Genomic DNA, 13325 nt, shown 5'->3' with positions numbered 1-13325 from the left:
ATGCCCGTATCGATCGATACGGGCATTGTCGTTTATGGGCTATATCCGCGGTGAAGGGCGTGATCAGGGCAGCTTGTTTCCAGTGTGTCTGGATGAACTGGTCCCCGAAGAACATCTGGTCCGCGTGATCGAGGCCTACGTGGCGCGGCTGGATTTGCACAGACTGGGCTTCAGCAAGGCGCGAGCTAGCAAGGTTGGACGTCCGGCCTATGATCCGGCCGACTTGCTCAAGCTGTACCTGTATGGCTACTTCCATCGAATCCGTTCCTCGCGCCGACTGGAGGCCGAGTGCCAGCGCAATGTCGAAGTGATGTGGTTGCTGGGCCAACTGGTACCGGACTTCAAGACCATTGCCGATTTCCGTAAAGACAACGGTGTGGCGTTCCAGGCAACCTGCCGTGCCTTTGTGCAGTTCTGCCGTCAGGTCGGGCTGATCGGTGGTCAGTTGGTGGCTATCGATGGCAGCAAGTTTCAGGCGGTGGCTTCACGACGCAAGCACTTGAGCCTGGCGCGGCTCAAGCGTCAGCAAGCCAGACTGGAGGCCGAGATCGCTCGTTATCTGAGCGATCTGGATGAAGCCGACCGCGCCGAAGCCGGCGAAGGGATCGACCGGGGGGCCGTCAAGACCGCCCTCGAACAGTTGCAGGCTCGGCATGCTGACAACCTGACCTGCCAGGTCCTGATGCAGGCCCAGGGGCTGGAGCAATTCGTGATCGGCGAGCCCGATGCCCAGTTGATGCGAACCCAGCAGGGGGCGCGGGTCGCCTACAACGTGCAAAGCGCCGTCGATGACAAGCATTGCCTAGTGCTGCACCACGAGGTGACCCGGGACGGCAATGACACTCGCCAACTGCAGCCGATGGCCGAAGCCAGCCAAGCGGTGCTGGCGCAGGCACAGCTGACGGTCACGGCAGACGCCGGTTACTCCAATGGCGAGCAGTTCCATGCTTGCGAAGAGGCGGGCATCACCGCGTATGTGCCGCTGAACCGTGGTATCAACAACCACGGCAAGGGCATGGAACTGTTCGATCGCAGCGTCTTTACCTACGACGCGGAGCACGACCGCTACCAGTGCCCGGCAGGCCAGTGGCTCCTCCTCAAGCAGGTACGCGGCATGGAGAGGATTTACGCGATCAGCGGCGATTGCTGCGCTTGCCCTTTGCAGTCGCGCTGTACGAACAGCAAGCGCCGTCATCTCACCCGCGTCACGCCCATGAGTCGGCTTTCGAGCGTATGCAGCAACGCCTGAAGGCCCGACCGGACATGATGGCCAAGCGCCGATCCATCGTTGAACACCCCTTCGGCAACCTGAAGCAGTGGATATTTGGCAACGGCCGCTTCCTGCTACGGCAGTTAGGGGGCGCCAGCACGGAAATGGCCCTGGCCGTGCAGGCCTACAACCTCAAGCGTGCGATCCAGGTACTCGGTGCTCGTCGCTTGATCGAATTGATGGCCTGATGTTCCCCAGAAAAGCCAACGCCCCGAACCAGTCGGGGCGTTGGCTTGGCCTTGCTCTCAGCGTGTTTTCACACAGTCTGTTCGGCGGGGCTTTTTCCTGTCAGGCCCGATCGCGCTCCAGCAGCGGCTTGAGGAAGCGCCCGGTGTGCGACGCCTCCATCCCCGCCACCTGCTCCGGCGTGCCGCTGGCGATGATCTGGCCACCCTTGGAGCCGCCTTCGGGGCCGAGGTCGACCAGCCAGTCGGCGGTCTTGATCACGTCCAGGTTGTGCTCGATCACTACCACTGTGTTGCCGTGGTCGCGCAGGCGGTGCAGCACGTCGAGCAACTGCTGGATGTCCGCGAAGTGCAGGCCGGTGGTCGGCTCGTCGAGGATGTACAGGGTCTTGCCGGTATCGCGCTTGGACAGCTCGCGGGACAGCTTCACCCGCTGCGCCTCGCCGCCGGACAAGGTGGTCGCGCTCTGCCCCAGCTTGATGTACGACAGGCCCACGTCGATCAGCGTCTGCAGCTTGCGGGCGATGGCCGGAACGGCGTCGAAGAACGCCCGGGCGTCCTCGATGGTCATGTCCAGCACCTCGGTGATGCTCTTGCCCTTGTAGCGGATCTCCAGCGTCTCGCGGTTGTAGCGCTTGCCCTTGCAGACGTCGCAGGGTACGTAGATGTCCGGCAGGAAGTGCATCTCCACCTTGATCACGCCATCGCCCTGGCAGGCCTCGCAGCGGCCGCCCTTGACGTTGAACGAGAAGCGCCCCGGGCCGTAGCCGCGCGAGCGGGCTTCCGGCACCCCGGCGAACAACTCGCGGATGGGGGTGAACAGGCCGGTGTAGGTCGCCGGGTTCGAGCGCGGGGTGCGGCCGATCGGGCTCTGGTCGATGTCCACCACCTTGTCCAGGTGCTGCAGGCCGTCGAAGGAATCGTAGGGCGCGACCTCCAGGCTGGTGGCGCCGTTCAGCGCGGTGGCGGTGATCGGGAACAGGGTGTTGTTGATCAGCGTCGACTTGCCCGAGCCGGACACGCCGGTGACGCAGGTGAACAGGCCGACCGGCAGCTCCAGGTTGACGTTGCGCAGGTTGTTGCCGCGCGCGCCCTTGAGCTTTAGCAACTGCTTCTTGTTGCGCGGCGTGCGCGTGGCCGGCACCACGATCTTCTGGCGGCCGGAGAGGTACTTGCCGGTGACCGAGTCCGGGTGGCTCATGACCTGCTCGGGGGTGCCCTCGGCGACGATCTGCCCGCCGTGCACGCCGGCGCCGGGGCCGATGTCCACCACATAGTCGGCGAGGCGGATGGCGTCCTCGTCGTGCTCCACCACTATCACCGTGTTGCCCAGGTTGCGCAGGTGGGTGAGGGTGGCCAGCAGGCGCTCGTTGTCGCGCTGGTGCAGGCCGATGGAGGGCTCGTCGAGGATGTACATCACCCCCACCAGGCCGGCGCCGATCTGGCTGGCCAGGCGGATGCGCTGGGCCTCGCCGCCGGACAGGGTGTCGGCGCTGCGGTCGAGGGTCAGGTAGTCGAGGCCGACGTTGACCAGGAACTGCAGGCGCTCGCGGATCTCCTTGAGGATCTTCGCCGCGATCTCGCCGCGGCGGCCGGTCAGGGTCAGCCCGGCGGCGTATTCGCTGGCCTCGCCCACCGGCATCGCGGTGACCGCCGGCAGGGTCCTGTCGCCCACCCACACGTGGCGCGCCTCGCGGCGCAGGCGGGTGCCGTGGCAGTCCGGGCAGGGCTGGGTGCTGAGGAACTTGGCCAGCTCCTCGCGCACGGTCATGGACTCGGTCTCGCGGTAGCGGCGCTCCAGGTTCGGCAGGATGCCTTCGAAGGGGTGGGCGCGCTTGACGATGTCGCCGCGGTCGTTGAGGTAGCGGAACTCGACGTTCTCGCGGCCCGAACCGTTCAGGATGAACTTCTGGTGCTCGGCGGAGAGCTCCTGGAAGGGCTCCTCCAGGCTGAAGCCGAAGTGCGCGGCCAGCGAGCCGAGCATCTGGAAGTAGTAGACGTTGCGCCTGTCCCAGCCGCGGATGGCGCCCTCGGCCAGGGTCAGCTCGCCGTTGACCACCCGGCGCGCGTCGAAGAACTGCTTCACGCCCAGGCCGTCGCAGGTGGGGCAGGCGCCGGCCGGGTTGTTGAAGGAGAACAGCTTGGGCTCCAGCTCGCTGATGGAGTGGCCGCAGACCGGGCAGGCGAAGCGCGCGGAGAAGATCATCTCCTCGCCTTCTTCGCCCTGCTTTTTGTCGTCTTCGTCGGGGAGTGGCGCCACCAGGGCGATGCCGTCGGCCAGGTTGATGGCCGTCTCGAAGGACTCCGCCAGGCGCTGCTGCAAGTCGCCGCGGACCTTGAAGCGGTCCACCACCACGTCGATGGAGTGCTTCTGCTTCTTGTCCAGCTTGGGCAGTTCGTCCAGCTCGTAGAGCTTGCCGTCGACCCGCGCGCGGACGAAGCCCTGGGCGCGCATCTCCTCGAACACCGCCAGGTGCTCGCCCTTGCGTTCGCGGATCACCGGGGCCAGCAGCATCAGCCGGCGGCCCTCGGGCAGCGCCAGCACCTGGTCGACCATCTGGCTGACGGTCTGCGCCTCCAGCGGGATGTCGTGGTCCGGGCAGCGCGGGATGCCGACGCGGGCGTAGAGCAGGCGCAGGTAGTCGTAGATCTCGGTGATGGTGCCCACGGTGGAGCGCGGGTTGTGCGAAGTGGACTTCTGCTCGATGGAGATCGCCGGCGACAGGCCCTCGATGGTGTCGACGTCGGGTTTTTCCATCATCGAGAGGAACTGCCGGGCATAGGCCGACAGGGATTCCACGTAGCGGCGCTGGCCCTCGGCGTAGAGGGTGTCGAAGGCCAGGGAGGACTTGCCGGAGCCGGACAGGCCGGTGATCACGATCAGCTTGTCGCGGGGCAGGGTCAGGTCGATGTTCTTCAGGTTGTGGGTACGTGCCCCACGGATGAGGATCTTGTCCACAGCGGCCTCGCATGGCGGGCGAAAACCGCTGAGTATACGTTTCCCCGGCAGTACGCGGCAAAGTGGCGCGTCTGTGCCGCCGGGCGGCAGGGCTGCTAGAATGCCCGGCTATTTTTCGGCGTCGGCGGCAGCCGGCCATCCGGGAACGGATGGGCACGCCATTGCGGGAGCAAGAAGCACAAGCCCGCTCCAGTCATTCCCCTGAGGGACTTATGCACGACACCCACACTGAGCGCATGAGTGGCACCGAAACCCGCGCGGCCGTCGGCCTTTCCCTGGTCTTCGCGTTCCGCATGCTCGGCATGTTCATGGTCCTGCCGGTACTCGCCACCTACGGTCAGGACCTGGCCGGCGCGACCCCGGCGCTGATCGGCCTGGCCATCGGCGCCTACGGCCTGACCCAGGCCATCCTGCAGATACCCCTGGGCACCCTGTCCGACCGCATCGGCCGCCGGCCGATCATCGTCGTCGGCCTGCTGGTGTTCGCCCTCGGCGCGGCCGTGGCGGCCAACGCCGACGGCATCTGGGGCGTCATCGCCGGGCGGGTGATCCAGGGCGCCGGGGCGATCTCCGCCGCGGTCATGGCCATGCTCTCCGACCTCACCCGCGAGCAGCACCGCACCAAGGCCATGGCCACCATCGGCATGAGCATCGGCGTGTCCTTCGCCGTGGCCATGGTCGCCGGCCCGGTGCTGACGCACCTGTTCGGCCTGCACGGGCTGTTCTGGTTCACCGCCGGTATGGCCCTGGTCGGCCTGCTGATCATCCTGTTCTTCGTCCCCAGCCCGGACCACCGCCTGCAGCACCGCGAGTCCAGCGTGGCCGCCCAGGCGCTGATCCCGACCCTGAAGAATGCCGACCTGCTGCGCCTGGACGCCGGCATCCTGGTGCTGCACGCCATCCTCATGGCCAGCTTCGTGGCCCTGCCGCTGGCCCTGGTGGAGCGCGCCGGGCTGCCCAAGGAAGAGCACTGGTGGGTCTACCTGACCGCGCTGCTGGTGGGCTTCTTCGGCATGGTGCCGTTCATCATCTACGCCGAGAAGAAGCGCCAGATGAAGCGCGTGCTGGCCGGCGCGGTGGCCACCCTGCTGCTGTGCGAGCTGTTCTTCTGGGAATTCGGCTACAGCCTGAAGGAACTGGTGTTCGGCATCATCGTCTACTTCACCGCCTTCAACCTGCTGGAAGCCTCACTGCCGTCGCTGGTGAGCAAGGTGTCGCCGGCCGGCGGCAAGGGCACGGCAATGGGCGTGTACTCCACCAGCCAGTTCCTCGGCGCTGCGGTGGGCGGCGTCCTCGGCGGCTGGATGTTCCAGCACGGCGGGCTGGACGGGGTGTTCATCGGCTGCGCGGCGCTGGCTGCCATCTGGCTGGCGATTGCTGTTACCATGCGTGAACCGCCGTATGTAACGAGCATCCGCCTGCCCCTGTCTGACGAGGCGCTGCGCGATGCCTCGTTGGCCGAGCGTTTCAAGGCATTGCCCGGTGTGAGCGATGTGATGGTGGTCGCCGAAGAGGCCGCCGCTTATGTCAAAGTAGATTCCCAACAAGTGGATCGCACGTCCCTCGAGCGCCTGGCAGGCGCCGAGCCGGCGACGTGCTGAAGCCTTTAGGAGAGCGTCATGGCCCGTGGGGTTAACAAAGTCATTCTGGTTGGTAACGTCGGTGGCGATCCGGAAACCCGCTACCTGCCCAACGGCAACGCGGTGACCAACGTCACCCTGGCCACCAGCGAGAGCTGGAAGGACAAGCAGACCGGCCAGCAGCAGGAACGTACCGAATGGCACCGCGTGGTGTTCTTCGGCCGCCTGGCGGAGATCGTCGCCGAGTACGTGCGCAAGGGTTCGCAGATCTACGTCGAAGGCAGCCTGCGTACCCGCAAGTGGCAGGGCCAGGACGGTCAGGACAAGTACACCACCGAGATCGTGGTGGACATCAACGGCAACATGCAACTGCTCGGCGGCCGTCCGGGCGCCGGCGGCGACGACGCCCCGCGTGCGCCGCGCGAACCCCAGCAGCGCCCGCAACAGGCCCCGCGCCCGGCCCCGCAACAGCAGGCTGCCCCGGCTCCGCAACCGGCCGCCGACTACGACAGCTTCGACGACGACATTCCGTTCTAAGCGTCGGACAGCTCCGAAAAAAGCCCGGCATTCCCCTTGGGGATGCCGGGCTTTTTCATGCCTGTCTGCAAAGCGTCCGCTCCTATGTCCTGGACCCAAGGTGCTTTCGTTGTGTAGGGTGCATAACGCCTACGGCGTTATCCGCCATGATCGCGGACAGAGTCCGCTCCTACGGTTCCAGGAAGCACGGTCGTAGGAGCGGACCTTGTCCGCGATTGGATTCACCGGCCATGCCGGACATCCCGGTGGCACGGCCAACGGCGGATAACCGCGAACGGTTATGCGCCCTACGCCGAGCCCACCTCCGGCGTAGGGCGCATAACGCCTACGGCGTTATCCGCCATGATCGCGGACAGAGTCCGCTCCTACGGTTCCAGGAAGCACGGTCGTAGGAGCGGACTCCGTCCGCGATTGGATTCACCGGCCACGCCGGACATCCCGGTGGCACGGTCAACGGCGGATAACCGCGAACGGTTATTCGCCCTACGGCATAGGAGGGCTTGGCGTAGGGCGCATAACGCCTACGGCGTTATCCGCCATGATCGCGGACAGAGTCCGCTCCTACGGTTCCAGGAAGCACGGTCGTAGGAGCGGACTCCGTCCGCGATTGGATTCACCGGCCATGCCGGACATCCCGGTGGCACGGCCAACGGCGGATAACCGCGAACGGTTATTCGCCCTACGGCATGGGAGGGCTTGGCGTAGGGCAGAGAGGGACTCGCGTTCCCCACGCTTTTCGCAAAAAACCTTTGCTGATTCGGCTATTTCGTTAGCTGGCTAATTAAGTGAATCTGACTCCGCCTTGATGCAAGTCAAACAACGGAGAAGAACGATGAGCGTAGTTGTCACCGAGCGCGACGAAGACCACAAATCCCGCGAATTCCGCGCCCTCGGCCGGCGCTGCTGGGACGTGCACCAGCAGGGCCTGCTGGTCGGCGTGTTCTACAGCGAGCAGGAAGCCCATGCCTACCGCGAGCGCCTGGAGCAGGACGAGGTGCGACGCCACGCCCAGGCGGCGGAGCGCTTCTGAGGGCCGGCGGGGCCAGGCGCGAGCCCGGCCCCGCCGCCCGGCTCAGAAGTAGTAGCCGATGTTCAGGTTGGTGCGGAAGTACCAGTCGTTGCTGCCCGAGGAGGTGGTCGAGGTCCAGCCCGTGCCGTTCTCCGCGCCGCCCCAGGGGTTGGCGTTGCGCGCCCAGGTGAAGTCCAGCCAGGCCATCACCGGCAGGGCGAAGAACTGGATGCCGGCGGTGTACATCTGCGAGTCGTCCCAGCCGCTCTTGTCCTTCCACAGCCGGCTGTAGTCGTTGTACAGCTTCACCTTCTTCACCGGCCCCAGCCAGGGCGTGGCGACGTCGTAGCCGACGTTGAGCCCGCCAATGCTGCCCTTGGCCGCGATCAGGAAGGCCGGCGTCAGGCCGTTGCCGCCCATGAGCACGGCATCGTCGCTGACGCCGCTGGGGTTCTTCGGGTCGTACTCGTAGCGGATCGCCTGGGTCGAGATCGTCCAGGGCCCGTTCTTGAATACCCCGTGGGCGCCGGCGGCCCAGAAGCTGCCGTTGTCGTCGGTGGTGGCGTTGTACAACCGCGAGGCGGCCAGCGAGGCGCCCAGCTCGTTGTTCCAGTCGCCGGCCTGGAAGCTGCGCGCCAGGCGCAGGTTGACCTGGTCGCGCTTCTCGTTGTCCTGGCGGCCGTGCAGCGCCGGGATGGCGTTGTCCTTGAGGTCCGCGTAGCGCCCGACTTCCGGGGCGTAGCGGATGCTCGAAGGCAGCATCCGCGGGTAGTAGGCGGCCTGGAAGTCCCAGTTGCTGTCCTTGTAGCCGTACTTCAGGCCGGTGCCGGTGTTGACGCCGAAGCCGAGGAAGAACGGGATGTGGTAGCTCCAGCCGAACTGCGGGTAGGGCAGCAGGCCGAAGGGCCTGGCCGGGGCGCCCACCTGCAGGTCGGAGCGCTCGTCGAAGCGGTAGCCGAGGTAGGCGCGGTCCACCGCGCGCTTGTTGCGGTCCTGGAACCAGTAGCCGGCATCGACGCTGAACTGCTCGTAGCGGCCCTGCACGTCCAGGCGGAAGGTGTCGAACAGCCAACGCGCCGGGCGGTTGATGCTGCTGTCCCAGTCCTCGTAGCGGTAGTTGGCGCGCAGGGCGCCGCCGATGTCCAGGCTGGCGTCGCCGTCCTCGCTGCGCCAGGAAATGTGCGGGAAGGGCTTGTCCTTCATGCCCTGGCTGATGGTCGGCGCCGGGCCGGGCTCGGTGGCGAACAGCAGGGGCGTGTACGCCAGCGCGAGTGCGGCCAGCAGGGTAGGTCTCGACATGGAAGCATCACCTCGGAAAAGGCGGCCCCGGAAGTGGGTCCTGGCGGACCGCACGCAGCTTCGCGAAGGCCGGTTGTCTTGTTTCTTGTATGAATCAACGTTTCAATTTCCAGCTCGAGGAAGGGAGCAGTTTCCATGCCATGGACGAGTGGCTGTTCGCTTGAATATTTTCTTTATCTATCAATGTGTTATCTGTGAAACGCTGACGTTTTGACCACCCGTGAAACGGCCCGGAGTCGGTGTTACACGGATGCACAGGCGCGGGGCGCTGGGGCCGAATCTGGTGCGTTGGGAAACGCCGGCGGAAACGAAAACGGCAGCCATGGGCTGCCGTTTCGTGCAGGGCGGGGAGGGCTACAGGTCGAGCACCAGGCGCCGGCTGCGGCAGCCCGAGACGCAGACCATCATCGACCGGTTGGCCGCGCGCTCGGCCTTGGTCAGCACGCCGTCGCGGTGGTCCACCTCGCCTTCCAGCACCTTTACCTCGCAGGAGCCGCAGACGCCTTCGCGGCAGCTGTAGTCGAGGTCGCAGCCCTGTTCCAGCAGCGCGTCCAGCAGCACCATGCCGGCCTCCATGCGCAGGTGCTTGCCGCTCTTGCGCAGCTCCACCTCGTAGCTGTCCAGCGCATCGTCCGCGGCGGCCTGCTCGACGGCGGCGAAGCGCTCGATGTGCGCGTTGGGGTAGCCCAGGGCCTCGCAGGTGCGTTCGAAGGCATCGAGCATGGGCGTGGGGCCGCAGCAGTAGAAGTGCGCGTCGGCGGGGCGGCCGGCCAGGTAGGTGGCCAGGTCCGGCGGCACGCCTTTCTCGTCGTCGAAGTGCAGCTGCAGCCGGGCGTCGAGGCTGCGCAGTTCCTCCAGCAGCGCGGCCTCGCGGCGCGAGCGGGCGCAGTAGATCAGCTCGGCGGAGCGGCCGAGGGCGAGCAACTGGCGGAACATGCAGTAGATCGGCGTGATGCCGATGCCGCCGGCCACCAGCGCGCTGTGGCTGGCGCTGGCGTCCAGGGCGAAGTTGTTGCGCGGCGCCGAGATCTGCAGCTGGGTGCCGACGCGCAGGTTGTCGTGCACCCAGCGCGAGCCGCCGCGGCTGTTGCGGTCGCGGAGGATGCCGATCACGTAGCGCCCCTGGTCGCTGGGCGAGTTGAGCAGCGAGTAGCTGCGCACCAGGCCGTTGGGCAGGTGCAGGTCGATGTGCGAGCCGGCCTCGAAGGGCGGGAGGCGGGTGTCGCCCCAGGGGCGCAGTTCCACGCTCATGATGCCTTCGGCCTCGTGGCGCAGGGTGTGCACCAGCGCCGGGATGGTTGCGTTGCTCATGGCAGTACCTCGGCGGTGCGCAGATCGACGTCCAGGCGCGCGCTGGCCTCGATCTCGACGCGCAGTTCGGGGAACACCAGGCCGCTGACCTCCACCAGGGTGGAGGTGGGATAGCAGGCCTGGCCGGCGAAGAAGTCGCGGCGGGCGCGGCCGACCTCGTCCTTTGCGGCGATGTCGGTGACGTAGACGTTCAGCCGGTAGAGATTGCCGACGTGGCCGCCGGCGGCCTCGACCAGGGCCTTGCACTTGCCCAGCACCAGCAGCGTCTGCTCGTAGGCGCCCAGCGGTTCGCCGCGCTCGGCGGCCTGGCGGGTGGCGGGGTGCCCGGTCATGCCGGACATCACCACCTCGTTGCCGATGCGCAGGGCGTTGGACCAGCTGGCGCCGGCCGGCTCCGCCAGCGCCTCGGCCTTCACGCGGACGACTGCGCTCATAGCTGGCGGGCCTCGATCAGCTCCAGTTGTTCCTTGGCCTTGTTCTTCAGGTAGCGGCGGATGCGCACCACGCCCAGGTCGTGCTGGTAGAGGTTCTCGCGCTGGTTGGCGTCCGGCTCCATGTTCTCCAGCAGTACCCGGTCCTGCTCCAGCACCGCCCAGTGGCGGGCCTCCAGGCGGTTCTTGTAGAGGAAGCGCCAGGTGTCGCGCTGCCAGCCGGTGAGCGGGCGGCAGCGCCAGTGGAACACCGCGCACAGCTGCGGGCTGCTCGGCGTGTAGCTGCCGACGATGGTGAAGTTGCCGCCCGGGCCGCCGGTCTTCGGGTAGGGGATTTCCAGGCGCAGCCAGTGGCAGCCGTTGTCGACGAACTCGGTCCAGTCGAAGTTCACCCCGCGCTGGCCTTCCTTCTCGAAGAAGAAGCCCTGCTCGGTGTCGCGGGTGACGAACTTGGCGCTGGCCGCGCCTTCGCTCATGGAGTGGGACATCTTGTGCAGGTAGGTGCCGTGCATCGGGTCCATGACGTTGTCGATGACGTAGCGGTAGTCGCCGCGCCATTCGGTGTAGCAGATGAAGCTGCTCCATTCGGGCGAGGTCAGCTGCTCGGGCAGCACCAGTTCCGGCGGGTTCTCCAGGTGCGGGTCGGCGGCGTTGTAGAGGAAGATCGCGCCGGCCGCCTCGCGGACGTGGAACATGCGCGTCGGGCGGCTGCCCTCGAGCTTGCAGCCGGGGCTGCCGGGGACCTTGGTGACGGTGCCGTCGCAGCGCACCTCGACGCCGTGGTAGGGGCACTGCAGGCGGTCGCCCAGCACCGGGCCGAGGGACAGCGGCGCACCGCGGTGCGGGCAGTGGTCCTCGAGGGCGTGGACGCTGCCGTCGTTGTCGCGCCACAGGGCGATCTTGTAGCCCAGGCGGCGGACGGACAGCGGCTTGTCGCCGAGCAGTTGCGAAGGGAGGACGGGGAACCAGAGGTTCTTCAGGCCATTGGCCAGGATCTTCTCGACAGGATCGACGGTCAGGTGTGCGGTCATTTTTCTCGTTCCTCGCCCGTTATTCGCCCAGGCGGGCCATCAGGGTCTTGTAGGCGTCTTCGGTCCACTCGCCGCTGGTCAGCGGGCAGGGCGGGCCGGCCAGGTTCAGGTGCTCCAGCAGGCTCGGCAGGTCGTGCCTGCCGGCGGCGTAGGCGCGCTCGATGGAGTCGCCCAGCAGGTCTTCGAGGGGCGTGCTCGGGCGGCTGCGCGACTGGTGCGTCTCGTTGTAGGGTTCGGTCATTTCATTGGCCTCCATTGCGGACCCGTTCGCGGATGCTTTCGCGCACCGGGACGAAGTCGTAGGTCGGGTAGCATTCGGTGCGGAACACGCCCCAGGCGGAGCGCTCCAGTTCGACGTTGACGCGCGGCAGCAGCGCCGGCGGCAGGCGCAGGGTGACGATCTGGCCCAGGCCCATGGCCACGGTCCAGGAGACGATCTCCACGCCTTCGCCGGGGAAGCGTTCCCACCACGCCATCTTTTTCATGTGGGCCTGGATGTCCTCCAGGTTCTTCGACTGGTCGTGGCGCAGCAGCACGGTGAGCAGCAGGGTTTCGCTCATGCTCGTTCCTCAGGCCGCGTGGTCGACGGGGATGGCCCAGGCGTCGTAGCCGTAGACCCAGTCGGCGTTGCCGCCGGCCTTGAGCCACTGGTTGCCGCGCGAGCCGATCTGGATCTGGCTGGTACGCTCCAGGCGGGCGTCCTGGTAGGCCTTGAGCGCCGCCGAGACGCCGGCCGGGGCGCTGACACCGGCGAGCATGCGGCCGAGCACCACGGCGTCCTCGATGGCCTGGCCGGCGCCCTGGGCCATGAACGGCATCATCGGGTGGCAGGCGTCGCCGAGCAGCACCAGGTTGTCGCGGGTCCAGTAGGGCAGCGGGTCGCGTTCGTACAGCGCGGTCTTCAGGACTTCGTCGCAGGCTTCCAGCAGGGCGCGGGCGTGCGGGTGGTAGTGGGCGTAGCTTTCGCGCAGTTCCTCGACGCTGCCCTGGGTGGTCCAGCTTTCCAGGTGCCAGCTGTCCTGGGCTGTGGTGGCGAAGATGAAGATGTCGCGGCCGCGGTTGAGCGGGAAGGTGACGATCTGGCTCTGCGGATTGGGCCCCCACCACTTGGTGAAGGCCTGGATGTGAGGCACCTGGGCGACCTTCACCGCCGGCACCACGGCGCGGTAGGCGACCACCCCGGTGAAGCGCGGGTGTTCCTCGCCGAACAGCGCGCTGCGCACCACCGAGTGGATGCCGTCGGCGCCGATCAGCACGTCGACGCGGTCCTGGCCGCCGTCGGCGAACTCGATGTGCACGCCATCTGCCGCCTGGCGCACCGACTGCGCGCGGTGGGCGAAGCGCACGCGCTCCAGGGGGAAGGCCTCGGCCAGGGCGGCCAGCAGGTCGGCGCGGTGGATGGTCAGCTGCGGCGCGCCGTATTTGCGCTCGGCGGCGTCGGCCATTTCCAGGCGCGAGGTTTCCTCGCCGCTGTCCCAGGTGCGGCTGATGCGGTGGGTGGGGCGCGCCGCGCTGGCGCGCACCGCTTCGCCGACGCCCAGGCCGTCGATGGCCTTGACCGCGTTGGGCGTGAGGTTGATGTCGGCGCCGACGCGCAGGAACGCCTTGGCCTGTTCGTAGACGATGACGTCATGCCCGGCGCGCAGCAGGGCGATGGCGGCGCACAGGCCGCCGATGCCGGCGCCGAGCACGCCGATCTTCAGCTTGGACATG

11 protein-coding genes and 1 pseudogene are annotated in these 13325 nt (G+C 67.0%); 4 read left to right on the top strand and 8 right to left on the bottom strand.

Annotation, left to right across the window (positions count from 1 at the left end):
* Positions 1-34 precede the first annotated feature (34 nt).
* Positions 35-1458 (top strand): annotated as a pseudogene (locus tag PKO50_RS27325) (IS1182 family transposase).
* A 100-nt stretch (positions 1459-1558) separates the two neighbouring features.
* Here PKO50_RS27325 and uvrA read toward each other — a convergent pair.
* The gene (gene uvrA / locus PKO50_RS27320; protein ID WP_275627798.1) at positions 1559-4414 is read right to left on the bottom strand and encodes an excinuclease ABC subunit UvrA; all 2856 of its coding nucleotides are present in this window, start codon (positions 4412-4414) and stop codon (positions 1559-1561) included.
* Between the two features lie 212 nt (positions 4415-4626).
* On the opposite strand from uvrA, the gene PKO50_RS27315 reads away from it, so the two are divergent.
* The 3 genes from PKO50_RS27315 to PKO50_RS27305 all read left to right on the top strand — a co-directional run bounded on the left by PKO50_RS27315 (position 4627) and on the right by PKO50_RS27305 (position 7561).
* Positions 4627-6015: an MFS transporter gene (locus tag PKO50_RS27315; protein WP_275627797.1), complete on the top strand. Its 1389-nt coding sequence runs from the start codon at positions 4627-4629 to the stop codon at positions 6013-6015.
* 18 nt (positions 6016-6033) lie between these two features.
* Positions 6034-6531: a single-stranded DNA-binding protein gene (gene ssb / locus PKO50_RS27310; RefSeq protein ID WP_249917947.1), complete on the top strand. Its 498-nt coding sequence runs from the start codon at positions 6034-6036 to the stop codon at positions 6529-6531.
* Between the two features lie 832 nt (positions 6532-7363).
* Positions 7364-7561, top strand: a complete 198-nt coding sequence (locus PKO50_RS27305; RefSeq protein ID WP_109936725.1) for a hypothetical protein — start codon at positions 7364-7366, stop codon at positions 7559-7561.
* A gap of 42 nt (positions 7562-7603) precedes the next feature.
* Here PKO50_RS27305 and PKO50_RS27300 read toward each other — a convergent pair whose 3' ends face one another.
* The 7 genes from PKO50_RS27300 to PKO50_RS27270 form a co-directional block, all read right to left on the bottom strand.
* Positions 7604-8839 carry a hypothetical protein gene (locus PKO50_RS27300; RefSeq protein ID WP_275627796.1) on the bottom strand — a complete coding sequence of 412 codons (1236 nt, stop codon included), beginning with the start codon at positions 8837-8839 and terminating at the stop codon, positions 7604-7606.
* Between the two features lie 354 nt (positions 8840-9193).
* On the bottom strand, positions 9194-10150 hold the full coding sequence (locus PKO50_RS27295; RefSeq protein WP_275627795.1) for a PDR/VanB family oxidoreductase: 957 nt from the start codon (positions 10148-10150) through the stop codon (positions 9194-9196).
* The gene (locus PKO50_RS27290; RefSeq protein ID WP_275627794.1) at positions 10147-10584 is read right to left on the bottom strand and encodes a RidA family protein; all 438 of its coding nucleotides are present in this window, start codon (positions 10582-10584) and stop codon (positions 10147-10149) included. The genes PKO50_RS27295 and PKO50_RS27290 overlap by 4 nt, the downstream gene beginning before the upstream one ends.
* On the bottom strand, positions 10581-11612 hold the full coding sequence (locus PKO50_RS27285) for an aromatic ring-hydroxylating dioxygenase subunit alpha (protein ID WP_275627793.1): 1032 nt from the start codon (positions 11610-11612) through the stop codon (positions 10581-10583). The genes PKO50_RS27290 and PKO50_RS27285 overlap by 4 nt, the downstream gene beginning before the upstream one ends.
* Positions 11613-11631: 19 nt before the next feature.
* A complete protein-coding gene (locus tag PKO50_RS27280; protein WP_275627792.1) occupies positions 11632-11853 on the bottom strand; it encodes a recombinase-like helix-turn-helix domain-containing protein in 222 nt (73 codons plus the stop codon).
* Position 11854: 1 nt separating this feature from the next.
* Positions 11855-12172 (bottom strand): hypothetical protein, encoded by a 318-nt coding sequence (locus tag PKO50_RS27275; RefSeq protein WP_275627791.1) that lies wholly within the window; start codon positions 12170-12172, stop codon positions 11855-11857.
* 9 nt (positions 12173-12181) lie between these two features.
* Positions 12182-13324 carry an FAD-dependent monooxygenase gene (locus PKO50_RS27270; RefSeq protein WP_275627790.1) on the bottom strand — a complete coding sequence of 381 codons (1143 nt, stop codon included), beginning with the start codon at positions 13322-13324 and terminating at the stop codon, positions 12182-12184.
* Position 13325: the final 1 nt, after the last annotated feature.

Origin of the sequence: Pseudomonas sp. 273 (genome assembly GCF_029201425.1) — a bacterium.
GTDB lineage: Bacteria > Pseudomonadota > Gammaproteobacteria > Pseudomonadales > Pseudomonadaceae > Pseudomonas > Pseudomonas delhiensis.
Note: the sequence above shows the minus strand (reverse complement) of the source record. Positions and strands in the feature narration are given on the sequence as shown.

Coding starts and splice junctions, on each gene's coding strand:
- PKO50_RS27315 (WP_275627797.1), top strand. CDS start 4,627: ATGCACGACACCCACACTGAGCGCATGAGTGGCACCGAAACCCGCGCG.
- ssb (WP_249917947.1), top strand. CDS start 6,034: ATGGCCCGTGGGGTTAACAAAGTCATTCTGGTTGGTAACGTCGGTGGC.
- PKO50_RS27275 (WP_275627791.1), bottom strand. CDS start 12,172: ATGAGCGAAACCCTGCTGCTCACCGTGCTGCTGCGCCACGACCAGTCG.
- PKO50_RS27290 (WP_275627794.1), bottom strand. CDS start 10,584: ATGAGCGCAGTCGTCCGCGTGAAGGCCGAGGCGCTGGCGGAGCCGGCC.
- PKO50_RS27300 (WP_275627796.1), bottom strand. CDS start 8,839: ATGTCGAGACCTACCCTGCTGGCCGCACTCGCGCTGGCGTACACGCCC.
- PKO50_RS27285 (WP_275627793.1), bottom strand. CDS start 11,612: ATGACCGCACACCTGACCGTCGATCCTGTCGAGAAGATCCTGGCCAAT.
- PKO50_RS27305 (WP_109936725.1), top strand. CDS start 7,364: ATGAGCGTAGTTGTCACCGAGCGCGACGAAGACCACAAATCCCGCGAA.
- PKO50_RS27295 (WP_275627795.1), bottom strand. CDS start 10,150: ATGAGCAACGCAACCATCCCGGCGCTGGTGCACACCCTGCGCCACGAG.
- PKO50_RS27270 (WP_275627790.1), bottom strand. CDS start 13,324: ATGTCCAAGCTGAAGATCGGCGTGCTCGGCGCCGGCATCGGCGGCCTG.
- PKO50_RS27280 (WP_275627792.1), bottom strand. CDS start 11,853: ATGACCGAACCCTACAACGAGACGCACCAGTCGCGCAGCCGCCCGAGC.